The organism is Micromonospora fluostatini, from assembly GCF_050410825.1.
GTDB lineage: Bacteria > Actinomycetota > Actinomycetes > Mycobacteriales > Micromonosporaceae > Micromonospora > Micromonospora rosaria.
This window is the reverse complement of sequence record NZ_CP191251.1, coordinates 6,120,744-6,144,419: the sequence shown is the minus strand read 5'-3', so window position 1 is coordinate 6,144,419 and position 23,676 is coordinate 6,120,744. Positions and strand designations below refer to the sequence as shown.

The following is a 23,676-nucleotide window of genomic DNA, read 5'->3' as shown; positions in this document are numbered from 1 at the left end:
TCGCCCCTCACCGGCCGGGGGACGGGTGGGTCGGCTCAGGGATCACCCCCGAGACGGCCAGCCGGAACAGCCGGTCGGCCCGGGTCGCCGGGTCCGGGTGGTGCTCGGTGGCCAGGGTGATGCCGACGATCAGGTCGATCAGGTCGGCGATGGTGACCCCCGCCACCACCGCTCCGGCCTGCTCGGCTTCCCGCAGCAACGGGCCCGCCGCCTCCTCCAGCACCGCCGCGCACGAACTCTGGCGCACCGGGCCGGCACCGGCCCCGTCGTCGTAGGACAGCGCCTCCGCCAGCCCCCGGACCGACACGGAGTACGCGACGAGCTCGTCCAGCCACGCCAGCAGCGCCGCCCGGGTGTCGGCCCGGCCGGTCAGGTCACGGGCCCGTTCGCACAGCGCCTCGATCCGGGCGTGGGAGACCGCCTCCAGCAGTGCCCGCCGGGTGGGGAAGTGCCGGCGCACGGTCGCCGAGCCGACCCCGGCGGTACGGGCGATCTGTTCGAGGGAGGCACCGGCGCCATGGGCGGCGACCTCCCGCTCCGCCACGGCGAGGATCCGCGCGTAGTTGCGCCGGGCGTCGGCGCGCTGGTGGTCAGGCATGGCGTCCTCTCCGAGCTTGCCTAAACGGCGGGGCCCGCCGTATCGTACTCTCACGCAAAACGGCGGGCCCCGCCGTTTCGTGTCGAGTGCCGAGGAGCATGCCCATGTCCCCAGCAGCATCCGCACCCGTCCTGGTCACCGGTGCCACCGGCCGGCAGGGCGGGGCCACCACCCGGGCACTGCTCGCGGCGGGCGTCCCCGTCCGGGCCCTGGTCCGCGACCCGGGCACCGACCGGGCCCAGCGGGTTCGCGCCCTCGGCGCCGACCTGGTCACCGGCGACCTCGACGACCGCGAATCCCTGGTCCGGGCCGCCGAGGGGGTCCGGGCCGTCTTCTCCGTCCAGATGCCGGCCTGGACGGAGAAGACGGGCTTCGACTTCGCCGGGGAGGTGACCCAGGGGGTGAACCTCATCGAGGGCGCGAAGGCCGCCGGTGTGCCGCAGTTCGTGTACAGCTCCGTCTCCGGAGCGGGTCAGCACACCGACATCCCCGGCTGGGCCGAGGGTCGCTGGCCCGCCCTGGAGGGGCCCCTCGGGGCCAAGGCCGCCATCGCCGACCGGCTCCGTGCGGCCGACTTCCCGCACTGGACCCACCTGAAGCCTGGCTTCTTCATGGAGAACTTCACCCCCTCGATGGCCTTCCTCTTTCCCCGTGGCGTCGAGGGAGGCCTGGTCAGCGTCCTGCGACCCGACACCCGGCTCTCCCTGGTCGCCGCGCAGGACGTCGGCCGGGCCGCCGCCGCAGCCTTCCTCGACCCGAGCCGGTTCCACCGGGTGGAACTGGAACTGGCCGGCGACTACCTGTCGATGACCGAGATCGCCGAGATCCTCTCCCGCGCCCTCGGCACCCCGCTGCGGGCGCCGGAGATGACCGAACAGCAGGCCTTCGCCGCCGGGATGCCGAGCATGGGGGCCTCCCACGATTACCTGAACGTCGTGGGCCAGCCCGCCCGCCCCGCGTACGCCCGGGCACTCGACATCCCGCTGACCAGCTTCGAGGAGTGGGCCAGCACCCACCTGGGCCCCACCGCCTGACTGGCGGGCCGGCCGGGCCGACGCGCGCCCGGTAGCCCTTCTCCTCCAGGCAGGTGACGGCGTCGCGAAGCCGGTCGGCGAAGGCCGGGTCGGACCGGCTGCGGCAGATCGTGGGGGGCCACCGGCGGCAGCGGGCTGGGACCGGCGATCGCCCGGAAGTTGGCGCAGCCCCCGCCGGGGATCTCACGGTGAGCAGTACGCCCGGCGCCGGGGCGGTGTTCACCTGACGCTGCCGCCGCCGGGCCGGGTGCTCCCCGGCCCGGGGTACGGCGACGCAGAGGAGGATCACCCGACGGCCGGCCGCCACCGCCCCGGCTCGGTGTCGGGCGACCGGGCGAAGTAGGGCTCGGCCGCCGCCAGGCGGGGCGCCGCCACGCCCAGCCTGTGGGCTTCCGCCAGGGTGTCGCGGCAGATGGCGCGCAGTTCCTCGGGGTTCGCGTGCGCCTCCATGACCCGGCGTGCCGGCGGAAAGTGCCGGAACAGCCAGGCGAGTGCCGGTGCCGCCAGCCAGAGGGGCGCCGTGTAGGGCAGCAGGTCGCTGCGATGCCGCCGCAGGTCGACGCCCCGGGCCTCGACGAGCGGTAGCAGTTCGCGGGTGGCGAGGATCGCCTCGCGGACGGCGCCGGTCGTCCACCCGGACATTGAGCGCCGCTTCAGGCTCTGGGTGTGCAGGCCCGCGTTCTGAACGAAGTGGATCGACAGCCAGCCACGGAAGTCGGCGTTCTCCCGGATCCGGAACCCCGCCTGGCGGAACACCTGGCGTACGGCCCGCTCGCGCTCGGTCGGCGGCCGGTCGAGAGTGCCGGCGAAGACCACGGGCAGCAGGGCCACCCGCAGCACACCGTCGTCGCCGAAGCCGCCGCCGGCCCCGGGGAAACCCCAGGCCACCTGGTCGGCGGGGAGATGCTCTGTCGCGGTCGACGGCTCGACCCACAGGTTGTTGAAGACGAGCACCGTGGCCCCGCCCACGCGTGGCCCCAGGAAGGCCGCGGCCTCCGGGAAGGCGTAGTGCTGCACGCTCAGCACGATCAGATCGAAGTCGTGGTCCGGCTCCAGGGACTCGCGGTAGCGCACCGGCCACCGCTCGGTGACGCGCTTGCCCCACGGCCGTCGCCGCGCGTCGAGCAGTTCGAGGTCGATCGCCTCCCCGTAGGCCGCCGCCCGGCCCGGCCGGACGTAGAACTCGACGTGGTGCCCGGCCCGTTCCAGGGCCCACCCGTACGTCGCGCCAATCACGCCCCGGCCGAACATCAAGATCTTCACGCCGCACCTCGTACCCTATAATTGGAGACGACCTCCACTTAGAAAATATGGAGACAGTCTCCACTTGTCAATGCGAGGCCCCCCGTGACCGATGCCAAGCCACTGCGCGCCGACGCCCGCCGCAACCGTGACGCCCTGATCGCCAAGGCCCGCGAGCTCTTCGCCGACGGCTGCTTCAACCTGCGCTTCGACGACTTCGCCAAGCTGGCCGGCGTGGGCACCGGCACCCTCTACCGTCACTTCCCCACCCGGGAGGCCCTGGCCGAGGCGGTCTACCGCGAAGAGATCACCGCGATGTGCGACCGCGCCCGCGAACTGCGCGCCACCCTCCCCGCCGACGAGGCGCTGGAGGCGTTCCTCCGTGGCTTCGTCGACCACCTGCACTCCCACGAGGGCCTCGCCCGTACCCTCGCGACGCTCATGGCCACCCGCTCGGGCGCGCTGGCCGAGGGTGGCCAGGCCCTGCACCAGGTCGTCGCCGATCTCCTGGCCGACGCCAGGACCGGGACCGTCCGCGACGACGTGGGGGCCGGCGCCGTCATGATGGCCCTGCACGGCATCTGCGCGGCCTACGACCATCCGACCCACCGGGACGACGCGGACGGCGTCGTCACCCTTCTCCTCGCTGGCCTCCGCCGCCCGGCGACCTGAGCGGCGCCCGCCCGGCGCCGTCCCTGTCACCTCACGGGGGCGCAGCCGCCGCCGGACCCACCGGTCACGGCCGGGTCACCGGGCCGGGAACCGCAGGACGCGGTCGTCACCGTCGCGGAGGTCGCCCCGGCCGTCGGTGTTGGAGGTGGTCACCCAGAGCGCGCCGTCCGGGGCCACCTGCACCGTGCGCAGCCGCCCGTACGCGTCGGTGAGCTGGGCGGACGGCTCGCCGAGCCGGTCACCGTCGAGCGGCACGACCCACAGCCGTTCACCGCGCAGCGCGGCGACGTAGGCGGTACCGGCGGTGATGGCCAGGCCGGACGGGGAGGCCTCGCGGGTGGGCCAGGTGACCAGCGGGTTGGTGTAGCGGCCACCCGCCGTGTCGCCCTCGCCCTCGACCTCGGGCCAGCCGTAGTTGCGGCCCGGCTCGATCAGGTTGACCTCGTCGACGTCGTTCTGCCCGAACTCCGTGGCGAAGAGCCGGCCGTCGGCGTCCCAGGCCAGGCCCTGCACGTTGCGGTGGCCCAGGCTGTAGACCGGGGAGCCGGCGGTGGGGTTGCCGGGTGCCGGGTCGCCGTCCGGGGTGAGCCGCAGGATCTTGCCGGCCGGGCTCGCCGGGTCCTGTGAGCTGGAGGTGTCACCGGCGTCACCGGTGCCGACGTACAGCATGCCGTCGGGGCCGAACGCGATGCGCCCGCCGTTGTGGTAGGTCGCCTTGGCGATGCCCGAGAAGACCACCTCGGGCGTACCGCCGCCGAGCCGGAACCGCACGATCCGGTTGTCGTCGGCCGCGGTGAAGTAGGCGTAGACCAGGTCGTCGGTGGCGAACTCCGGCGAGACGGCGAGGCCGAGCAGCCCGCCCTCACCGGCCGCGGCCACCCCGGCCACCTCGGCGACCTGCTGCGGGGCGCCACCGCCGGCGGCCACCCGCAGGATCCGACCGGAGTCCCGCTCGGCGACCAGGGCGTCGCCGTCGGGCAGGAACGCCAGACCCCACGGTACGTCGAGGCCGCGTGCCACTTCCTCCCCCGCGCCGAGGTCGGGCGCCCCGGCGGGCGAACTGCTCGCCGTACTCGTCGCCAGCGGTGCCGTGCCCGGGCCCGCCTCGTCCTCGTTCCCGGTGCCGCACCCGGCGACCCCGGCTGCCAGCAGGAGGGCCAGTGCCGGTCCCGCCCATCGTCGCGTCCGCATTCGTCTCCTCCGCCGTCGTCCTCGGTTGATCACCTCGGTCCGCCCTATCGAGAAAAGCACAGGTTGCGCGGATGTCGCCGGTCGCGACCGCGAGGGTGGTGGACGTCAACCGCCGGTGCCGCGTTCCCGCCGGTCCCGCCCCGGGCGAAACAGCGGAAGCTACGGTTGATGTTCCGGATGGTCCGGGCGGAAGGAGGCGTCGAACCAGCCGTGGGCGGCTATGGCGTGCAGGTCACGCTCGTGTTCGTGTTGGTGCTGGTGAACGCGGTGTTCGCGGGCAGCGAGATGGCGTTGGTGTCGCTGCGGGAGAGCCAGTTGCAGCGCCTCGAACGGCGCTCCCGGGCCGGACGGGTGCTGGCGAGGTTGGCCCGCGACCCGAACCGCTTCCTGGCCACGATCCAGATCGGTATCACGCTGGCCGGGTTCCTGGCCTCGGCGGCTGCGGCGGTCTCGCTCGCGGCACCGCTCGTGGGGCCGCTGGGGTTCCTGGGGTCGGCGGCCGAGCCGGCCGCGATCGTGCTCGTGACGATCCTGTTGACCTTCGTCACCCTGGTCTTCGGTGAGCTGGCGCCCAAGCGCATCGCGATGCAGCGTGCGGAGGGCTGGGCGCTGCTGGTCGCCCGACCGCTGGACGCGCTGTCGGCGGTCTCCCGGCCGGTGGTGTGGCTGCTGGGCAAGGCGAGCGACGCCGTGGTACGGCTGACCGGTGGTGATCCGCGCGCCCGGCGGGAGGAGGTCACCACCGAGGAACTGCGGGACATGGTCGCCGCGCAGCGCACCCTCACCCAGGAACACCGGATGATCATCTCGGGGGCGTTCGAGGTCGCCGAGCGGACCCTGCGGGAGATCCTGGTGCCGCGCCGGGACGTGGTGACCCTGTCGGCGTCGCTGGCCGCGCCGCAGGCGCTGCGGGAGTTGGGCGCGTCGGGGCAGACCCGCGCGCCGGTGGTGGGTCGCAGCGGCCTGGACGACACCCTCGGCGTGGTACACCTGCGCGACCTGCTCGACCGGGACGGACCGGTCGCCACGCACGCCAGCCCGGCGGTGTACCTGCCGGAGACGTTGAAGGTGACCGAGGCGATCCGGGAGCTGCGCGCGCAGCGGCAGCAGTTCGCGCTGGTGGTGGACGAGCGCGGCTCCATCGACGGCATCGTCACCATGGAGGACCTGGTCGAGGAGATCGTCGGCGAGATCTACGACGAGACCGACCGGGACGTGCAGTCCGTGGTCCGGGAGCCGGACGGAGCGCTCCTGCTGCCCGGCGGGTTCCCCCTGCACGACCTGCCCGACGTCGGCGTCGACCTCGACGAGGACATCATCGAGGACAGCGACTACACGACCGTGGCGGGTCTGCTGTTGGACCGCCTGGGGCACATCCCGAAGGCACCCGGCGGGGTGGTCGAGTTGCCGGGCCTGACCGCCGAGGTCGCGGAGGTGACCGGGCAGGCCATCACCCGCGTACGCCTGCGCCCCAGGCCCACCGGCGACGACGGGCCCGAGGCCGGGGACGACGCCCCGACCTCGTAGCCCGGTCGTCCCGCCGGCAGCCGGGCGGGGGCACGCTGACGTTCCCGGTGGGGCTGGTTCGGTCCTCAGGAGAGGACGTCGCGGACCCGCTCGCGTTCCGACTGGAACAGGCTCCAGAGGTGGTCCTCGTCCGCGTCCGGCAGGTTCTCGACCCGGCCGTAGTCGAACGGCGGTTCGGGGTCGTACTCCAGGAAGGCCTGCCCCCGGCCGGCGGCCCGCTCGCCCCACAGGCGCGCGGCCACCACCAGGGCGGCGTCCATGCCGGCGCTGACGCCGGCGCTGGTGACGATCCGCCCGTCGACGACCCAGCGGTGCCGCTTGAACCGCGCGCCGGACAGGGGCAGTTCGTCGGCGAACGCCCAGTAGGTGGTCGCCGAGCGGCCACGCAGGATCCCTGCGGCGGCCATGAGCAGCACGCCGGTGCAGATGCCGAAGGTGATGCGGGTGTGTTGGTGCGCGGCGCGGATGTAGTCCAGGATGCGCGGCTCCTGCATGAGGATGCTCGGCTGGCCCGGTCCGGGCACGACGAGCACGTCGGGTCGGGGAAGGGTGTCGTAGGTGGCGGTCGGCACCCACTGCATGCCGCTGCCGCCGCCACCGGGGATCGGCGTCAGGTCCGGGCCGACGAAGTGCAGCCGGGCCGGTGGCCCGCCCGCGCGGCCGGTGGCGCCGAGGACGCTCAGCGGGCCCACCAGGTCGAGGGGGACGAGCCCGTCGAAGACCAGGAAGGCGATGTCGAGCGGCTCCTCGCCGCCCACCGCCGGCCTGCGGTGGGCCGCGCCCACCGCCGGCCTGCGGTGGGCCGCGCCCGCCGGTGACCGGCGGTGGGCCGTTGCCGGGCCGGCGGCGCCCACGGTGAGGCCGGTCGCGGCGAGCGCGGCCCCGATGGTCAGCAACTGTCGCCGGTTCGGGTGGTCAGGCATGGGTAACACCTTTCTGCGACTGGTGGCGGTAGGCGGTCGGGGCCATCCCCACGATCCGGTGGAAGGCCTTCCGCATGGTTTCGACGTTGCGGAAGCCGCACTGCCTGGCCACGACCTCGACGGGGTCGTCGCCGGCTTCGAGGAGCTGCTGGGCCGCCTCGACACGGATCCGCTGGACGTACTGGCCGGGCGTGGTGCCCAGCACCTCGATGAACAGACGGGACAGGTGGCGCGGGCTCAGCGCGGCACGGCCGGCCATCGCCTCCAGTGAGTGGTCCGCGTGCGGCTGCGCGGCGACCGCGTCGAGCACCGCCCGCAGCGCCCCTCGACGTGACGACCGGACCTGGCCGCGTACCGACAGTTGCGACTGGCCGGCCGGCCGTTGCAGGAAGACCACCAGCCACTGGGCGACCTGACGGGCGAGCGTCCCGCCCCGGTCGCGTTCCACCAGGGCCAGGGCGAGGTCGATGCCGGCGGTGACCCCGGCGGCGGTGTACACGTCGCCGTCGCGCACGTACATGCCGTCGGACTTGACGGTGACCTGCGGGTACCGGTCGGCCAACTCCCGGCAGGAGGCCCAGTGGGTGGTCGCCCGCCGGCCGTCGAGCAGGCCGGCCTCGGCCAGCACGAACGCGCCGATGCAGACCGACGCCAGCACCGTGCACCGCTCCCGCAGTCGGCGTACCGCCTGGGCGAGCGATGCCAACGCGGGACTGTCCGGTGTGGGGTCGCAGCCGGCGACCAGCAGGATGTGCACCGGGCCGGTCACCGCGTCCAGGGCGGTGTCGACGCCGAGCGGTACCCCTTCCCGGGTGTGGACCGGCCGGCCGTCGGGCGAGGCCAGTCGGACGCGGTAGCCGCCACCGCACTTCGCCGCGAGGGCGAAGACCTGCAACGGCCCGGCGACGTCCAGCAGCACCGCGCCGTCGCCGGCCGCGATGACCACGTCCCGAACGCCGTCAGCGTGCGACGGTGAAGCTCTCATGCAGCGAGTATCGAAGGATGCTCCGGTCCCGGACAACGACGGCCAGCCCACGGATCCGGCCATGGTCGTCCGGAACCGTAGCCCTTCGCCGGACGACCCCCGCCCTGTCCCGGTCCTCGAACAGGAGGGTCGGGGCGTCGTGGCAGCGGTCGTCACCTCGATGGTGCGGACGTCGCCGGTCCATGATGCCGGGACCGGTGACGGGCACGCACGGCGACGACGTGTCGACCGGTCGCGCCCGGCGACGGGAGGCCGGGCAGCCCGCGCCGCGAGGTGATCGCATGGCTGCGTGCTGTCACAATGGTGGTTCGTGTGGTGGGAGGGCGGGTGTGATGACCGGGGTGGAGTTGATCGTGGCGGCGTTGGCGGCCGCCGCGACGGCGGGAGTCACCAGCGGGGTGCAGGACGCCTACGGAGGGTTGAAGGGGCTGCTGGCCAGGCGGCTGTCCGGCCGGGACCGGGCGGTGCGGGCCCTGGACGCGCGGGAGACCGAGCCGGGGGTGTGGCAGGCCCGCCTCGGCGCTGACCTGCGCGCTGCCGGTGCGGACAGCGACGAGCAGATCCTGGCGGCGGCGCGGGCGGTCCTCGTGCAGGCGGACCCGGCCGGGACCCGGGCCGGGGCGTACACGGTGACGACCAACTACGGGGCGGTGGGGCAGTTCCACGCGCCGGTGACGTTCCACCAGGGGCCGCCGGTCCCCCCGGCCCCGCCGGGGACGGTGTAGGGTCGCCCGTCTCCGGTACCACCGACCCGCCGGTCGCGGTGGCGGCCAACTCGGGTGCGGCCGGCGTCTTCCACGCGCCGGTGACGATCAACGGCCGTGCTCTGGTGTCCTGGCCGCACCAGGTCGGCGCGGTGCCGCCGCAGGCGCACCGCCGGCAGGAACGCCCCGCCGATCGGATGCTCGACGCCCCGTCGGCCGGGGACGGTGGTGGGGCCTGTCAGGTGGTGACCGGTCTCGGTGGAGTCGGCAAGACCCAGCTCGCCGCCGGGCTGGCGCACCGGCTGTGGCACGCCGGGAAGGTGGACCTGCTGGTGTGGGTGTCGGCGACCTCCCGACCGGCGGTGGTGACGGCCTACGCCCAGGCGGCCACCGACGTCACCGGGGCGGAGGACGCCGACCCCGAGCAGGCGGTCTCCCGGTTCCTGGGCTGGCTGGCGACCACGACCCGGCGGTGGCTGGTCGTCCTCGACGACGTCGACGACCCCACCGACCTGCGCGGCCTGTGGCCGCCGCGAAGCGGGGCGGGTCGGACGGTGGTCACCACCCGCCGGGTCGACAGCGCCCTGACCGCCGGCCGGCAGCACATCACCGTCGACGTGTTCACGCCGGAGGAGTCCACGGACTATCTCACCGGGAAGCTCGGCGGTGAGCCGGGCCGGCTGGAGCAGGCCGCCGACCTCGCCGACGACCTCGGGCACCTTCCGTTGGCGCTGGCGCAGGCCGCCGCGTACATCCTCGACCGCAGAGCCATGACCTGCGCCGGCTACCGCCGCCGCCTGGCCGACCGGCGTCGACAGTTGGGCGCGCTGGCTCCTGGCGTCCTGCCCGACGACCATCCCCACGCGGTCGCGGTGACCTGGTCACTGTCCATCGAACGCGTCGACACGCTTCCCCCTGCGGGACTGACCCGTCCGGTACTGGAACTCGTTGCCCTGCTCGACCCGAACGGCATACCCGCCGAGGTGCTCACCGCCCCCGCCGTCCTGGACCACCTCGCTGTCCGCACCGGTGAGCCGGTCGAGGCCGACGACGTCACCGACGCGCTGGACAACCTGGCCCGGCTCAGCCTCGCCACCCTCGACGAGGGCACCGGCGTTGTCCGGGCGCACCGGCTCCTCCAACGCGTCGTCCGGGAATCCGAGGAGGCCGTGGACTTTGAGCAGGCCACCGCACGGGCTGTCGCCGTCGCCACCGCACTGCTCACCGTCTGGCCCGAGGTCGAACGCGATCGCGAACACGCACAGGCCCTTCGCGACAACACCATCGCTCTGCACACCACCACCGGGTCACTGCTCTGGAGCACCGCTGGGGGCGGGCACCCGGTGCTGTTCGAAGCCGGCCACAGTTTCGGCCGCACGGGCCAGGTCCTTGCCGCCGGCCGCTACTTCCAGACCCTGTACGACACCGCCACCGTGCAGCTCGGGGCTGAGCATCCGGACACCCTGAGCGCCCGTGCCTACCTCGCCGCCTGGCTCGGTCGCGCCGGGGACGAGCTGGGTGCGGTGTCAGCCCTCGGCGAGTTGCTCGCCGACGCCCTGCGGGTACTGGGCCCGGATGATTCGACCACCCTGATGATCCGCGGCCACCTCGCCTTCTTCCGCTCCTACGCCGGGGATCCGGCGGGGGTGGCCTCGACGTCCGAGGAGCTGCTCGCCGATGCCGTGCGGGTGTGGGGCCCTGACGATCCGACCACGCTGACCATCCGCCTCAACCTGGCCGGCTCACGCGGTGAGGCCGGGGATGTGGCAGGTGCCCTCTCGGCCCACGAGGAACTGCTCGCCGATGCCCTGCGCGTGCTCGACCCTGATGATCCGCTGATGCTGGCCATCCGCGTCAACACGGCCGCCTGGATCGGTGAGACCGGGGACGCGGCAGGCGCGGCGGCAACCTTCGAGGAGCTCCGCACAGAATTCCTGCGAGTGCTCGGCCCGGACCATCCGGACACCCTGGCCGCTCGTCAAGCCCTCGCCACCTGGCGTGGTGAGGCCGGGGACGCGGCAGGTGCCGTGTCAGCCTTCGAGGAACTCCTCGGAGATCTCCTGCGAGTGCTCGGCCCGGACCATCCGAACACGCTGACCACTCGGGGCAGCCTCGCCAACTGGCATGGGCGGGCCGGGGACGCGGCAGGCGCGGCGGCAGCCTACGGGGAGCTTCTCGTCGACGTCCGCCGGGTGTTCGGCCCCGACCACCAGAACACGCTCTCCGCCCGTAACAACCTCGCTGCCTGGCGCGGTGAGGCCGGGGACGTCGTGGGCGCGATGTCGGCCCACGAGGAGCTACTCGCTGACGTCCTGCGGGTGCTCGGCCCCGACCAGTGGCTCACGCTGGCCGTTCGGGAACGGCTCGCCATCTGGCGTGGCCGGGTCGGCGACGCGGCGGGAGCGGCGGCAGCCTACGAGGAACTGGTCGTCGACCGGCTGCGGGTGTTCGGCCCGGACCATCCGGACACCCTGGTCGCTCGTGCCCTGCTCGCCGACTGGCGTGGTCTCGCCGGGGACGCGGCGGGCGCCGCCTCGGCTTACGACGAGCTGCTTGCTGACGCCCTGCGAGTCCTCGGCCCGGACCACCCGTACACGCCGATCTTCAGCGCCAAGCGAGCCAGGTGGCGCGCGGCGGCCGCGCGTCCCGGCCCCTGACCCGGTGCGGCCCTCTCCTGGGAGGTCTGAGCGGCTGCCCGCCCCGGTCAGGTCGCGCCGGCCGGCCGGTACGGCGATGCCGGCGTCACCGTCGGGGTGACGCCGGCATCGGCGGTGTGCGTTACGGGGTGACCACCCGGCCGCCGAAGGTCACCACGAGGCGACCGTCGGAGGCGAAGGACCAGCCCAGGGCACCGGAGTACGAGGAGCACCGGGAGCCGTTGGTGCCGGACCAGAACTGGTTCGAGCTGTCGGCGTTGCCGACGATCCGGTCGTTGGAGCCGCTGTCGCAGGAGGTGTTGTTCCGGAACACCGAGGAGCCGCCGTCGAAGTTGAAGTTGCGCTCGGTGTTGCCGATGTTGGCGTTGTTCGACACCGTCATCGTGCCCGGGTTCCGGTTGTAGGTGAACCCGTGCTTGCCGTTGTCGTAGGCGATGTTGCCCCGGATGGTGTGGTTCACCGCGATGTCCTCGCCACCGAGCTTGAAGCCGTTGCGGTCACCGTTGCCGGCCTGACCGCCGTTGCTCAGGGTGCCGTTGCCGTAGGCGAGGGAGTGCTCGACGACCACCGCGCCGATGGCCCCGGTGTCGCTCTTGGTGTAGAGGTCGTAGCCGTCGTCGATGTTGTTGTGGGCCACGGTGTAGCGGAAGACGTTGCCGGGGCCGACGGTGAGCTTCGGGGCGAAGCCGTCGGCGTCCTCACCGTCGGAGTCGACGTTGTCGTGCGACACGGTGCTGACCACGAGGTTGTTGGAGGGCCACTGGTCGCGGGGCGCGTCGGCGATCAGCCGCGAGAGCTGGAGCCCCGAGTCCCGGTTGTGGCGGGTCACCACACGCTCGATGATGTTGTTGTTGCCGGCGAGCAGGATGCCGTTGTCCCCGGCCCGCTCGACGGTGATGCCCCGGACGTGCCAGTACGATCCGCCGATCGCGAGGCCGCGGTTGGCCGGGTCCTCGCTCTGCGCCGAGAAGTTCAGGATCGGGGTCTCACCCGAGTACGCGAAGATGTTCTTGCGGGCGCTCGACGTGCCGTTGTTGTTCTGGGCGATGGTGATGGTCTGCGAGTAGCGGTAGGTGCCGCCGCGCAGGAAGATCGTCCCGCCGGCGGGGATCCGGGTGATCGCCGAGGTGAGCGTCGTCGGGTTCGCCAGCGTTCCGGCCGCGCCGTCGGTGCCGGTCGGCGCCACGTACAGGGTGTTGCCCGACGGCGGCGGGGTCGTCGGCGGGGGCGTGGTCGGTGGCGGCGTGGTCGGCGGGGTCGTCGGCGGCGGGGTGGTCGGCGGCGTCGTCGTGCCCGAGGCGTACGTCTCGAACTCGGCGATCCTCGGCGTGCCGCTCGCGCTGGCGATCTCGAAGTTGATCTTGCGCAGCGAGGTGGCGGCGAAGGTGATGGTCCCGGCCCCGGTACCGCTGGCCAGGGTGGCCCCGGTGTCGTTGTTGACCAGTCGCCAGGAGCCCACGACCCCGACCGCGCCGGCCGCCTCGCGGATGTTGACCGAGGCCACCGTGGTGGCGGAACCCCACTTGACCGAGATCCGGCCGGTCGAGCCGGACGGTGACCAGTAGGTGCTCATGTTGCCGTCGAGCACGTTGCCGTAGCTGGTGCCGCCACCCTTGCTGGAGCCGTCGGAGCCGGCCCCGAGACTGAGGTTGGTCGCGTTGGCGATGACCGACGCGGCGGCGGGGGCGTCGGCCGCGCCCGACGCGTGGGCCACCGGCAGCGCCGCAGCCACCGCGGCTGCGGCGGCCACGGCGGTGCCGCCGGCAAGAAGCCTGTGTCGCACTGCAGTTCTCACTGTTGGACTCCTCAGGTGGGGGTACGGCGCGGGGGCACTGCCTCTCCAGCCCGACACCGTGTGGCTACGTGTCCGTCTTCAGCCCGTCCATGGAGCGAAACATCGATGTAATACCCAGGCTAGGAAAGCGCTTGCCCCGCCACAAGTGCTGGACACGTGCAGTTTTGTTGCAGCCGCGTCGCCGGCCGGAGATCGCACGTCGCCTCGGCACCGGTCTGGATCGCGCAGGCCCGGCCCAACCCTGGCGAGGAAGGGGACGTGGCGCGGCCCCGGTGGCGCGCATCCGCCGACCGCCCCGGCTGGCGGAGGGGGCGGCGACGACGGCACACCACCATGGGCGACATGACGCGAACGAGCGACATACCGAGTGGGTATAATTATGCCTCTCAGGTATATCAACCCGACGGGATCACGCCGGGCGACTGGTCACCCTCCGTGACGCCGCCGGCGAGCCGGGCACCCGCTCGCGGGCGGCCGGCATCCGGGCTGGTCGACGCGGTGTCGTCACCGGGGCTCGCCGGAGGGCGAGGTCGCCGGCATGGCCTTCTGCGGGAAGATCGTCTCGTGGCGGGCCAGCATGGCGACGAACTCGCCGATCTTCCGCTCCCGGGTCTGCGCCCGCTTGACGGCGTTGAGACGGTGGATGAGAGCGAACCGGTTGGTCTTGGTGAGCACGTCGAACATGGCCTGGGCGGCGGGGACGGCGGCGATGGCGGCGAGCAGGTCGGCCGGCACCTCGGCCTCCGACGGCGGGGCGTAGGCGGCTGCCCACCGCCCGTCCGCCTGGGCGGCCGCCACGGCGGCGCGGCCCGGGGGCAGCATCCGCCCCTGCGCCTCCAGCCGGGCCACGTGGCCGACGTTGCGTTGTGACCAGGAACTGCGCGGCCGACGAGGGGTGAACCGGATCCAGGAGATGTCCTGATCCCCCTTACGGGCCTGCCCGTCGATCCAGCCGAAGCAGAGGGCCTCGTCGACCGCCTGCTGCCAGGTCAGAGTCGTGACCGTGCCGCCCTTCCTGGTCAGGGCGAGCCACACGCCGGGCGACGTGGCGTGGTGGGCCGACAGCCAGCCGCGCAGCGCGTCGGCGTCCGCAACGATCAACTCATTCAGCTCGACGCCCGCCATGACGGCAGGTTACTGCGGCCGTGGCCGCAGCCGCTGCCCGCCGGCTCACCCGGGCCGGCTGGTGATGCCGTCCAGGATGGTGGTCAGGTTGTGGTGGAAGGTCTCCTCGGCGTCGAGGTGGGCGCCGTCGACGACGAGCCGCCCGCCGGATCGAGGCGATGCGCACCGGTACGCGCTGGGCCCACCGGGTGCTGTGCGGCACCGCTCGCGGCCGCCGGTCCGGCGACGGGTGCCGGAGGCACACGGCCGGTCAGCCCTCGCCGGCCTTGTGGATCTCCGCGATCCGCTCGGTGACCGCTGTCAGGTGTGTGTGCGCGAGTTGCAGATCGTTGATCGCGGCGATGAACGGCTGGCTGTCCCCGATCTCGAAGGCGCGCGAGCAGCCCCGGCCCGCCCGCGCGACGTGGTCGACGAAGGCCTCCCAGCGGGCCTGCGCCGGCTCGTCGGGGACGGCTGCGAGGCGGGCGGCGTCCTGGGCGATCGCCTCGATGGTCGCGCACAGCGGTCGGATCCGTGCCTCGTCCACCTCGACCTTGCCGTTCGCGCTCGGCTTCTGCGCTTTCAGGTCACCGATGGCGACGGCGAACGTGCCGTACACGGTGTGGAACCGGGTTGTCACGCTGCCGCCGCCCCGGCCGATCCAGGCCGACACCTCGACGGCCTTCAACCGGGGCGAACTCGGGGAACCGGTCGGTTCGGCCGTGGGCGCGACACCGTCGGCGGGCGGGGCACCGTCGGTGGGTTGGGCACCGCCGGCAGGCGGGTGACTGCTGCTCGGTCCGGGTCGGGCGGTGGTGCCCTCGACGGCCGGTGCGGTCGCCTCGTACGCGATCGTCAGCGCCAGTGCCGTCGAGACGGCCACCGTGACGACCGCCCGCCGCGCCACCATCCGCGCCCGCCCCGGCACGTCCACGGTGGCCGGGCGGCCCCGTCGCCACCGGGCGGTGACGGCCCGCGTGCCGGCGACGAGCCCTGCGGTCGAGATCGTCGTGACCAGCGCCGCCACCAGGATCTCGTCGAGCAGCGCACGCCACGCTGTCCACGCCTGCCCGGGCTGCCAGCCGCAGGAGGCGTGGAAGAGGGTCAGTGACCCCACGCAGCCGTCGATGGCGACGAGCACGAGCACGCCCACCGTGCCGCCGAGCATGGTCAGGTGACCCGCGACGACCGCCGCGACGAGGTGGTGGCGGCCGGCGATCGTACTGGCGACGAGGGCGCTCAGCGCCACCGCGCCCAGCAGGGCGAAGGTGACCCAGCCCTGGTAGGCGGTGACGAAGGTGCGGGCCCGGATCTCGGTCACCGGGAGGGCGAGTCGCATGAGCGCCATCACCGTCGCGACCGCGGCCCAGCACAGCAGGGTGCCGACGAGGGCGGGCAGCACCAGCCGCCGGAGTCGGGGCAGCGGCGGTGGCGGCACGACGGGTACCGGCGGGCCGGCTGCCTCCGTACCCGCGCCAGGATCGGAAGCCGGACCGGGGCTCGGTGCCGGCCGGGGTCGGACCAGCCAGGCGGCGAGCGGGAAGGCCCACGAGGCCGCGACCGCGATCTGGCTGAGCGGCGCGGCATGCAGCACCATCATCGTCGTCAGCCACGTCATCGTGAGGTAGGCCGGCAGCACCGTCTCGTGCGGCAGCAACTGCCCGGCGTCGAGGCCGCCCGGCGCGACGACCAGCGCGAACTGGTCGCGCAGGAGGGGTACGCCGTGCGCCAGCACGATGCCCTGCAAGCGCCACCACGTCATCCAGCCCACGATCGCGACGAAGCCCGTGACGAACACGACCCACCGCGCCGGGCGCAGGGACCGTCCCGGCCATGCCGACGCCCACAGGTGGCAGCACTGGGTGATCCACCAGGTCAGCGTGGTGCCGGCGAGGAGCAGCAGGACCAGCAGCACGGGCTGCTGGGGCAGCCACTCCCAGATCGCGACCCGGCCGGACACGAACTCGGCAACCAGCATGCCCAGCCCCAGCCACCACCCGGCGCGCAGGCCCTCGGGACCACCGTGACCCGTCCGCCGGGCCGACTCCACCGCCTGCCAGACCAGGCTGGAGATCACGCCGGTGACCAGCAACGCCACCGCGACCGCCACGGCGAGCGTGGGTTCGGCCGCCACGGCGAGCGTCGGTTCGACCGCCGAGGCGAGCGCCGCGGGGTCGATCCAGAACAGTTGGGCGTCGGCCAGGATCAGCACGGCACCGGTGAGGAACATCGCCAGCGCCGGGATCCGGGACAGCAGGTCCGGATCGGCCAGCACCCGGCGGCGCGACGCCCAGTCGGGGTGGGTCCGCCACAGCCCACCGAGACCGGCCCACAGCCGCCGACCCCGGCCGGTCGGCACCGGAGGCGGCGCCGGCCAACCGCGCAGATCCGCACCCCACCGTGCCGCCGCCAGGTCGGCGTGGAACTCCCGGGTCCGCAGCAGATCCGCACGCGACAGGTAGACCAGCGTCACCAACAGGGCCGCTGCCAGCAGGTTGCGGTGCGTCGGCACCGCGCCGGGGTGGAAGGGAGAACTGACGACCAGGTGCAGGTGGGTGGCCACGAACGGCGCGAGCGCCACCACGATGAAGGACCGCCACAGCGTGACCGTCGCGTAGGTCAGCGTCACGTCCCGGTTGTCGATGTGCGCCAGCTCGTGCAGGAGGACCGCGCGGACGGCATGCGGGTCGGTGCGCAGCCGGACCAGGAGCCCACCGTGCAGACAGAGCCGGGGGCGACCGGTCCGGCCGAACACCACCGCGCTGGCCGACATCGCGGTGGGGTCGACCAGCACCGTCGGCACCCGCCGCAGCCCGGTCTGCGCCACCAGCTCCGCGATCATCCGACCGGCCTGCCCGTCCCGGTCGACGACGGCCAGCGGCAGCATCCGCCCGCGCCGGGCCTGCCATCGGGGCAGCACCGCGAACATCACCGCGGCGGCAGCGAGCAGCAGCAGGGAGGCCGCCGGGAGCACCCACCACGGCGGGGTGACGGCCTGCCACTCGACGCACTTCGTCGGGTCGTAGGTGATCTGCCGCCGGTTGTCTGTCGGGATCATGCCGTCGCAGGTGACGCCGGCCGGCCGGAGCAACCCGAGATTCGCCATCGTGAACCGCGCCATCCACACGCTGGCGACCAGCAGCAGGGTCAACAGCAGGACGAAACGCAGCGTCGTGGCGGCGAGCTGCCGGCCGGCACCAGGCACGGCCTACCCCTCCCCCGAGACAACAGGCGGGAGGCCACTGTCGCAGCAGGGACAGGGGCATGTCAGTCATCGATACGATAGTTGGGCTTTCCTGTGGTCAGCCGCAGCACGGCGGGTGCGCCCGCCGACGCGGGGAGCGTCCTCAACGCCGGACAGCCCGGGGGCCGATGATCCGCTCCACCCGCTCCGGCACCCCCTCGACGTACTCGACCTCCGCCCCACCGGCGTGCCGGGCGTACAGGTAGCGGCCGGTCGGGCTGGTCGCCTCCGGCGTGGTGATCTCGCCGCCCGCGGCGGTCAGCCCGGCGACGACGGCGTCCAGGTCGTCGACGATCACGGTGGCGGAGGCGTGTCCGTAGCGGGCCCTCTCCCCGGGTGGGCCGGCGATCACGAGGAAGTCGCCGATCGCGGCCAACTCGATCGCGTCGAATGCGAACCGCAGGTCCGGCTCCGCGCCGACCAGGGTCCGCAGCGACGGCAGCGAGGCGTCGAGGTCGTCCACCCAGAGCCGGGCGTACGTCTTCAGGACGGTCATGTCCACTCCTGTACGTTGAGATTGCCGACCAGACCGTACGGCGATGACCACGGTTGGGGTAAGTACGCACCTTTTGGTAAGAGGCGCAGGCGAGGGAGGCACGGCGAGTGGACGAGCCGTTGCCCGGCACGCCGACGGCGGCAGAGGTGGCGCAGGTGCACCTGGTGGCTCGCGAGGTGTTCGGCGTGGTCGGTACCAAGTGGGCGGTGCCGGTCATCGACGCCATCGGCACCGACACCCGCCGCTTCGGCGAACTGCACCGGCAGGTCGCCGGCATCAGCCACCGGCTGCTCACCGCGACTCTGCGCGAGTTGGAGCGGAACGGGGTGGTCGACCGGACGCTCCATCCCACCGTGCCGCCGCGCACCGAGTACCGGCTCACCCCCGCCGGTCGGGAGTTGCACGACACGATCAACGGCTTCTGCGGGTGGAGCCGCCGCCACCTGGACGAGGTGCTGGCCGCACGCCGCCGGTTCGAGCAGGCGTGACGCCCGCCCCAGGTAGGTGGGTGACAGGTGGGCGCGCTCGCCCCGGGTGGCCGAAGAGGGTGCACAGTTCTGCGGGTCCTGATCAGCTTTTCCGGCTGGTCACGGCATGGCGGCGCGCTACCGGGCGAGCAGGGAACGCAGCACCGTGCTGATGTCGTCCGGTGCCTCCTCGGCCATGAAGTGCCCGGCGGAGGTGGTGCGGTGCGCCAGGTGGCCCCGTCGGACAGGCTCCGGGGGGCGGCTCGTTCAGCGTGCCGCTGGCGGATGGGCAACTGATGAGCGCGATACGTTGACCACCAGGAACGGAGGGTGGTGCGGTGCGGGTCGGGTTCGGGGTCCTCGGGCCGGTCGTCGCCTGGGACGGCGACGGCACGCCGATCGACGTGAAGGGGCCGAGACACCGCGCGGTACTGGCCCGGCTGCTCGTCGCGCGGGGCCGGGTCGTCCTGGTCAGCCGCCTGGTCGACGATCTGTGGGCGGACCCGCCGCCGGGCGCGACGAGCGCGGTACGCACGTTCGTGGCGGCGTTGCGGCGTGCGCTGGAGCCGCACCGCCCACCCCGGGAGCCGGCGCGGTTGTTGGTCACCGAGGGGCCGGGCTACGCGCTCCGGGCCGCGTCGGACGCCGTCGACGCCTGGCGGTTCGAGGACACCGTCGCCGCCGCGTCCACCGCGCCGCCTCACGAGGCGCTCGACCGCCTGGACCGGGCGTTGGGCTGGTGGCGCGGGCCCGCGTACGCCGACTTCGACGACGAGCGGTGGGCGCGGGCCGAGCGCTCCCGACTCGAACAGCTACGGCTGAACGCGGTCGAGAGCCGGGCCGGGGCCCGGCTGGCTCTCGGGCGTGCGGCGGAGGTGGTGCCCGATCTCGACGCCCACGTGGCCGAGCATCCGTGGCGGGAGGAGGCGTGGCGGCTGCTGGCGCTGGCGCTGTACCGGACGCAACGGCAGGGGGACGCGCTGGCGGTGCTGCGTCGGGCCCGTGGGCTGCTCCTCGACCAGCTCGGTGTCGATCCGGGGCCACGGCTGCGTGATCTGGAGACCGACATCCTCCGGCAGGCCGACCCGGTGGGCGGTCCCGCTCCCGCAGGCCCGGACCGGGTCTGGGCGCAGGCCGCGGCGGCGTACGACCGGACGGTGGTGTCCGGCGCGCGGGCGCGGCTGGAGTCGACGGTCGGGCTGCTGCGCAGTCTCGCGGTGACCGGGGGGAGCGGGCTGGAGGTGGCGCGGGACCAGCGGGTCGCCGCCATCGACGCGGCCGAGCAGCTCGGCAACCCCGACCTCACCGCGCGGGTGATCGGCAGCTACGACGTACCCGCGATCTGGACCCGCTCGGACGATCCGGAGCAGGCGGCGCGGGTCGTGGCGGCGGCCGAGGGGGCCCTGGCCGCCCTGGGTCCCGACGCGCCGGACGCCATCCGGGCCCGGCTGCTGGCCACCGTCGCGGCGGAGTCACGTGGCACGGGCGGGGCGCGGGGGCCGGAGGCGGCCCGGGAGGCGGAGCGGATCGCGCGGCGGCTCGGCGACCCGGCCCTGCTGGCGTTCGCCCTGAACGGCGTGTTCATGCAGACGTTCCAGCGGGCCGGGCTCGCTGTCGAGCGGGACGGGGTCGGTGCCGAGCTCGTCGCGCTCGCCGCCCGGCACGGCCTGGTGACGTACGAGATCCTCGGCCGCCTGGTCCGCGTCCAGGCCCGCGGCGCGCTCGCCGACTTCGCGGGCGCGGACGCGCACGCCGCCGTCGCGGACCAGCTCGCCGGGCGGCACGAGCTGCCGCTCGTGGGGGTCTTCACCGGGTGGTACCGCGCGCTGCGGCTGGCCGCGACCGGGGCGTCACCGCCGGCCGCGGAGGCCGCCTACCGTGACGCGGCGGCGCGGTTGTCCGGTGCCGGCATGCCCGGGGTCGAGCGGGGGCTCCTTCCGCTGGCCCTGTTGTGCCTGCGCGTCTGGCACGGCCGGCCGGCCCGTTTCGACGACGACACCGACTGGGGTCCCTACCTGCCCTGGGCGCGTCCGCTCGTCCTGCTGGCCCGCGAGCGCCCCGCCGACGCCGCCGCCGCGTTGCGCCGGGCCCCGGAACCGCCGCGTGACCTGCTGTTCGAGGCGCTGTGGTGCCTCACCGGCCACGCCGCGATCGCGGTGGACGACCGGCCGGTGGTCCGCCGCGCCCGGGCCGCACTCGCGCCGGCCGCGCACGAGCTGGCCGGGGCCGGCAGCGGCATGCTCACCGTCGGCCCCGTCGCGCACCACCTCGACCGTCTCGCCGCCGCCCTCGACGCCCGCACCTGATCACCGCCACCGTTTCCCGGGGCACCGGCGAGCTGCCACACCTGCGGGTACGGATCGGCCACGGCGGCGACTACCGGAGGTCCGGGTCCGGCACGATGGACGGGTCGGGTGAGCTGGTCCGCGCCCTCGGTGCCGTCGGGCGGACGACCCGCGCCACCGGACGGGGAAGGAGGACACGGTGCAGGCGATCCAGAAGGTCCGCCATCGGCAGGCCGACGTCGACGGCCTGGAGGTGTTCTACCGCGAGGCCGGGCGTCCCGACCGGCCGGCGGTCCTGCTGCTGCACGGGTTCCCGAGCTCGTCGCACACGTTCCGGGAGGTCATGCCGACCCTGGCCGACGTCGCGTACGTGCTCGCGCCTGATCTTCCCGGCTTCGGCATGTCCTCGTCGCCGACCGTCGACACGTACGACTACACCTTCGAGAACCTCTCCCGGGCGGTCGACACTTTCCTCGACCAGCTCGGCGTCGCGCGCTTCTTCGTCTACCTGCACGACTTCGGCGCTCCGGTGGGGTACCACCTGGCCACCCGCGCCCCGGATCGCATCCGTGGTCTCGTCGTGCAGAGCGGCAACGCGCACGAGGAGGGCCTCGGCGGGCAGTGGGACAGCGCCAGGGCGTACTGGGCCGACCCGACCGACGACAGGCGCGCCGAGCTGCCGGACTGGTTGACCTTCGCCGGCACCCGTGACCAGTACCTCGCCGGGCTGCCCGAGCACCTGCGCACGCTGCACCCGCCCGAGTCGTGGCACCTCGACTGGGAGCGCATGCGCCGACCCGGCAACGTCGACGCGCAGTTCGCGCTGTTCGGCGACTACGCCAGTCACGTCGCCCGGTTCGAGGAGATCGCCGGGTACCACCGGGCGCACCAGCCGCCGGCGCTCGTGCTGTGGGGACGCCGGGACGCGTACTTCGACGTGGACGAGGTCCTCGCCTACCACCGCGCCCTCGACCGGATGGACGCGCACCTCTACGACGGCGGGCACTTCCTGCTGGAGACGCACGCGGCCGAGTGCGCCCAGCTCATGCGGGCGTTCGTGCTCGACAACACGTGAGCGGACTACGCCGCGCGGGTCCGGGCGCGGGCGCGGCCGTACTCGGCGAGGGCGTGGAAGGCGGCCTTCGGCGTCCATGAGCCGTCCGGCAACACCCGCACGATCCCGCGTGCGGCCAGGTCGTAGTCGCGTTCCGGGTCGCCGGTCGTCGGTAGGTGCCGGTTCGCGAACGTGTACACGAACGCCGCCTCCACCCCGCCGGCCTCGTAGTCGCGCAGCAGGTCCAGGACGTAGCGGGCCTGCCCCTCCTCGTCACGTTCCAGCCCCGGGGTGAGCGTCGCGGCGCGGCCGTGCTCGTCGTAGGTCACCGGCTCCGCCCCGCCCGCGACGTCGGCCGCACCGCGGAACGTGCAGCAGCCGAACTCGGTCACGGCGTACGGCTTGCCCTGCCCCACCGCTGCCGCCAGGCTCTGCGGGAACGCTCCGGCGTTGGTCGCGTCACGGTAGCCGGCGTCGCTGGCGATGATGTCGTAGGTCGCCCAGTCGACGTCCTCCAGCGGGATCGAGGCGTAGCCGATGAGGCCGCCGAACCGCTCCCGCACCGCAGGCACCACCTCGGCGAGGAAGTCGCGCACCGCGGCGCGTGCGACCGGGACCGCCTCCCGCATCCGCAGCGGATCGGTGAACAGGGCCATGCGCTCGACCAGGTCACGGCCGGGCAGGAAACCGTCGGTGAACAGGGAGATCTCGGAGCCCGTGAGGTACACGACCGAGGCTCCGCTGCGCCGAAGCCGCTCGGCCCGCTCGGCGCCGTCGAGCACGAACGCCGTGAGCGCCTCGCGGTCGAGACCGTTGGTGAACGGGCAGTACCACGCCTCGAGCCCGACCTCGGCGGCGAACCCTGCGGTCAGTTCCAGCCGGTCCTGGACGCCGCCGGTGATGCGCACCGCGTCGCAGTACAACTCCTCACGGATGACCCGCAGGTCGCGCCGCACGGTCTCGCGGTCGAACGGCTCGTGGGTCGTGGACCCGGCGCTCACGAAGCCGGTGTCGTAGTTCATGCCGAAGAGGCGCATCGAGTTCCCCTCATCAATAAGGTACGCAACGTACCTTATAAGGTACGCCCAGTACCCTGCAAGCCATGGCCACGAGACGGCGGGGCGAAGAACTGGAGCGGGCGATCCTGCACGCGGCGGCGGAGGAACTACGCGAGTCCGGGTACGCGGGGATGACCATGGACCGGGTCGCCGCCCGGGCCGGGACCAACAAGAACGCCATCTACCGCCGGTGGCCGCACCGGGCGGCACTGGGCATCGCGGCGTACCGCCATCTCTCCGACGCCACGATGCCGAACCCCGACACGGGCACCCTGCGGGGTGACGCGCTCGAGATGCTGCGGCAGGCGAACCAGACGTGGTCCTCGCCGCACGGAGTGGTCCTGCGCGGCCTGCTGGCGGCTGCGGCGGACGACCCGACGTTGCTCGACCTCATGCGCGAACGGTCAGGCGTGGACACCATGGACCGCGCCTGGCTGACCATGCTCGAACGCGCCGTGGCGCGCGGGGAGGCGCCGCCGAGGGCTGTCCATCCGCGCGTCGCGAGCATGCCGATGATGCTGCTCCGCGCCGAGTACGCGATGCGCGGCATCCCCTCGGTTCCCGACGAGGTACTGATCGAGATCGTCGACGAAGTCTTCCTGCCGCTCGTACGCGGTCGCGCCTGAGCACGTGACCGTGG

Annotated in this window: 18 protein-coding genes and 1 pseudogene; 9 read left to right on the top strand and 10 right to left on the bottom strand. The window is 73.4% G+C overall.

Annotated features, from left to right (window positions below; translation table 11 throughout):
* Positions 1-7: 7 nt before the first annotated feature.
* Positions 8-598: a TetR/AcrR family transcriptional regulator gene (locus ACQUFX_RS27320; protein ID WP_428963087.1), complete on the bottom strand. Its 591-nt coding sequence runs from the start codon at positions 596-598 to the stop codon at positions 8-10.
* A gap of 104 nt (positions 599-702) precedes the next feature.
* Between ACQUFX_RS27320 and ACQUFX_RS27315 the strand changes: the two genes are divergently transcribed.
* Complete coding sequence (locus tag ACQUFX_RS27315; protein ID WP_428963086.1) at positions 703-1,632, top strand: NmrA/HSCARG family protein; 930 nt, start codon at positions 703-705, stop codon at positions 1,630-1,632.
* A gap of 285 nt (positions 1,633-1,917) precedes the next feature.
* Here the strand turns inward: ACQUFX_RS27315 and ACQUFX_RS27310 are convergent, their stop codons facing one another.
* Positions 1,918-2,895, bottom strand: coding sequence for a ketopantoate reductase family protein (locus tag ACQUFX_RS27310; RefSeq protein WP_428963085.1), 978 nt, complete (start codon positions 2,893-2,895; stop codon positions 1,918-1,920).
* An 84-nt stretch (positions 2,896-2,979) separates the two neighbouring features.
* Between ACQUFX_RS27310 and ACQUFX_RS27305 the strand changes: the two genes are divergently transcribed.
* Positions 2,980-3,546: a TetR/AcrR family transcriptional regulator gene (locus tag ACQUFX_RS27305; RefSeq protein ID WP_428963084.1), complete on the top strand. Its 567-nt coding sequence runs from the start codon at positions 2,980-2,982 to the stop codon at positions 3,544-3,546.
* A gap of 75 nt (positions 3,547-3,621) precedes the next feature.
* Here ACQUFX_RS27305 and ACQUFX_RS27300 read toward each other — a convergent pair whose 3' ends face one another.
* On the bottom strand, positions 3,622-4,737 hold the full coding sequence (locus tag ACQUFX_RS27300) for a PQQ-dependent sugar dehydrogenase (RefSeq protein ID WP_428963083.1): 1,116 nt from the start codon (positions 4,735-4,737) through the stop codon (positions 3,622-3,624).
* A gap of 210 nt (positions 4,738-4,947) precedes the next feature.
* On the opposite strand from ACQUFX_RS27300, the gene ACQUFX_RS27295 reads away from it, so the two are divergent.
* Complete coding sequence (locus ACQUFX_RS27295; RefSeq protein ID WP_428963082.1) at positions 4,948-6,264, top strand: hemolysin family protein; 1,317 nt, start codon at positions 4,948-4,950, stop codon at positions 6,262-6,264.
* Between the two features lie 65 nt (positions 6,265-6,329).
* Here the strand turns inward: ACQUFX_RS27295 and ACQUFX_RS27290 are convergent, their stop codons facing one another.
* Together ACQUFX_RS27290 and ACQUFX_RS27285 are read right to left on the bottom strand one after the other, a co-directional pair.
* On the bottom strand, positions 6,330-7,187 hold the full coding sequence (locus ACQUFX_RS27290) for a DJ-1/PfpI family protein (protein ID WP_428963081.1): 858 nt from the start codon (positions 7,185-7,187) through the stop codon (positions 6,330-6,332).
* On the bottom strand, positions 7,180-8,172 hold the full coding sequence (locus ACQUFX_RS27285) for a GlxA family transcriptional regulator (RefSeq protein ID WP_428963080.1): 993 nt from the start codon (positions 8,170-8,172) through the stop codon (positions 7,180-7,182). Before ACQUFX_RS27285 ends, ACQUFX_RS27290 begins: the two co-directional genes overlap by 8 nt.
* 332 nt (positions 8,173-8,504) lie before the next feature.
* On the opposite strand from ACQUFX_RS27285, the gene ACQUFX_RS27280 reads away from it, so the two are divergent.
* Both ACQUFX_RS27280 and ACQUFX_RS27275 read left to right on the top strand, forming a co-directional pair.
* Complete coding sequence (locus ACQUFX_RS27280; RefSeq protein WP_428963078.1) at positions 8,505-8,897, top strand: hypothetical protein; 393 nt, start codon at positions 8,505-8,507, stop codon at positions 8,895-8,897.
* A 38-nt stretch (positions 8,898-8,935) separates the two neighbouring features.
* Entirely contained in the window at positions 8,936-11,533 is a 2,598-nt protein-coding gene (locus ACQUFX_RS27275; RefSeq protein ID WP_428963077.1) for a tetratricopeptide repeat protein, read from the top strand.
* 121 nt (positions 11,534-11,654) lie between these two features.
* Here the strand turns inward: ACQUFX_RS27275 and ACQUFX_RS27270 are convergent.
* The 4 genes and pseudogenes from ACQUFX_RS27270 to ACQUFX_RS27255 all read right to left on the bottom strand — a co-directional run.
* Positions 11,655-12,974: pseudogene (locus ACQUFX_RS27270) on the bottom strand (cellulose-binding protein); the annotation flags it as partial.
* A gap of 858 nt (positions 12,975-13,832) precedes the next feature.
* A complete protein-coding gene (locus tag ACQUFX_RS27265; protein ID WP_428963076.1) occupies positions 13,833-14,453 on the bottom strand; it encodes a YdeI/OmpD-associated family protein in 621 nt (206 codons plus the stop codon).
* Between the two features lie 250 nt (positions 14,454-14,703).
* Entirely contained in the window at positions 14,704-17,637 is a 2,934-nt protein-coding gene (locus ACQUFX_RS27260) for a M48 family metalloprotease (protein WP_428963075.1), read from the bottom strand.
* Between the two features lie 142 nt (positions 17,638-17,779).
* Positions 17,780-18,172: a VOC family protein gene (locus ACQUFX_RS27255; RefSeq protein ID WP_428963074.1), complete on the bottom strand. Its 393-nt coding sequence runs from the start codon at positions 18,170-18,172 to the stop codon at positions 17,780-17,782.
* Positions 18,173-18,279: 107 nt separating this feature from the next.
* Between ACQUFX_RS27255 and ACQUFX_RS27250 the strand changes: the two genes are divergently transcribed.
* The 3 genes from ACQUFX_RS27250 (at position 18,280) to ACQUFX_RS27240 (ending at position 21,999) form a co-directional block, all read left to right on the top strand.
* Positions 18,280-18,660, top strand: coding sequence for a winged helix-turn-helix transcriptional regulator (locus ACQUFX_RS27250; RefSeq protein ID WP_428963073.1), 381 nt, complete (start codon positions 18,280-18,282; stop codon positions 18,658-18,660).
* 317 nt (positions 18,661-18,977) lie between these two features.
* The gene (locus ACQUFX_RS27245) at positions 18,978-20,945 is read left to right on the top strand and encodes an AfsR/SARP family transcriptional regulator (RefSeq protein ID WP_428963072.1); all 1,968 of its coding nucleotides are present in this window, start codon (positions 18,978-18,980) and stop codon (positions 20,943-20,945) included.
* A 178-nt stretch (positions 20,946-21,123) separates the two neighbouring features.
* On the top strand, positions 21,124-21,999 hold the full coding sequence (locus ACQUFX_RS27240; protein ID WP_428963071.1) for an alpha/beta fold hydrolase: 876 nt from the start codon (positions 21,124-21,126) through the stop codon (positions 21,997-21,999).
* 5 nt (positions 22,000-22,004) lie between these two features.
* Here the strand turns inward: ACQUFX_RS27240 and ACQUFX_RS27235 are convergent, their stop codons facing one another.
* A complete protein-coding gene (locus tag ACQUFX_RS27235; protein ID WP_428963070.1) occupies positions 22,005-23,015 on the bottom strand; it encodes a hypothetical protein in 1,011 nt (336 codons plus the stop codon).
* A gap of 65 nt (positions 23,016-23,080) precedes the next feature.
* On the opposite strand from ACQUFX_RS27235, the gene ACQUFX_RS27230 reads away from it, so the two are divergent.
* A complete protein-coding gene (locus ACQUFX_RS27230; RefSeq protein ID WP_428963069.1) occupies positions 23,081-23,662 on the top strand; it encodes a TetR/AcrR family transcriptional regulator in 582 nt (193 codons plus the stop codon).
* Positions 23,663-23,676 lie beyond the last annotated feature (14 nt).

What these genes read in the sequence shown, in the direction of transcription:
- ACQUFX_RS27320 (WP_428963087.1), bottom strand. Translation starts at nt 598, where the DNA reads ATGCCTGACCACCAGCGCGCCGACGCCCGGCGCAACTACGCGCGGATC.
- ACQUFX_RS27315 (WP_428963086.1), top strand. Translation starts at nt 703, where the DNA reads ATGTCCCCAGCAGCATCCGCACCCGTCCTGGTCACCGGTGCCACCGGC.
- ACQUFX_RS27300 (WP_428963083.1), bottom strand. Translation starts at nt 4,737, where the DNA reads ATGCGGACGCGACGATGGGCGGGACCGGCACTGGCCCTCCTGCTGGCA.
- ACQUFX_RS27290 (WP_428963081.1), bottom strand. Translation starts at nt 7,187, where the DNA reads ATGCCTGACCACCCGAACCGGCGACAGTTGCTGACCATCGGGGCCGCG.
- ACQUFX_RS27285 (WP_428963080.1), bottom strand. Translation starts at nt 8,172, where the DNA reads ATGAGAGCTTCACCGTCGCACGCTGACGGCGTTCGGGACGTGGTCATC.
- ACQUFX_RS27280 (WP_428963078.1), top strand. Translation starts at nt 8,505, where the DNA reads ATGACCGGGGTGGAGTTGATCGTGGCGGCGTTGGCGGCCGCCGCGACG.
- ACQUFX_RS27265 (WP_428963076.1), bottom strand. Translation starts at nt 14,453, where the DNA reads ATGGCGGGCGTCGAGCTGAATGAGTTGATCGTTGCGGACGCCGACGCG.
- ACQUFX_RS27255 (WP_428963074.1), bottom strand. Translation starts at nt 18,172, where the DNA reads ATGACCGTCCTGAAGACGTACGCCCGGCTCTGGGTGGACGACCTCGAC.
- ACQUFX_RS27235 (WP_428963070.1), bottom strand. Translation starts at nt 23,015, where the DNA reads ATGCGCCTCTTCGGCATGAACTACGACACCGGCTTCGTGAGCGCCGGG.
- ACQUFX_RS27230 (WP_428963069.1), top strand. Translation starts at nt 23,081, where the DNA reads ATGGCCACGAGACGGCGGGGCGAAGAACTGGAGCGGGCGATCCTGCAC.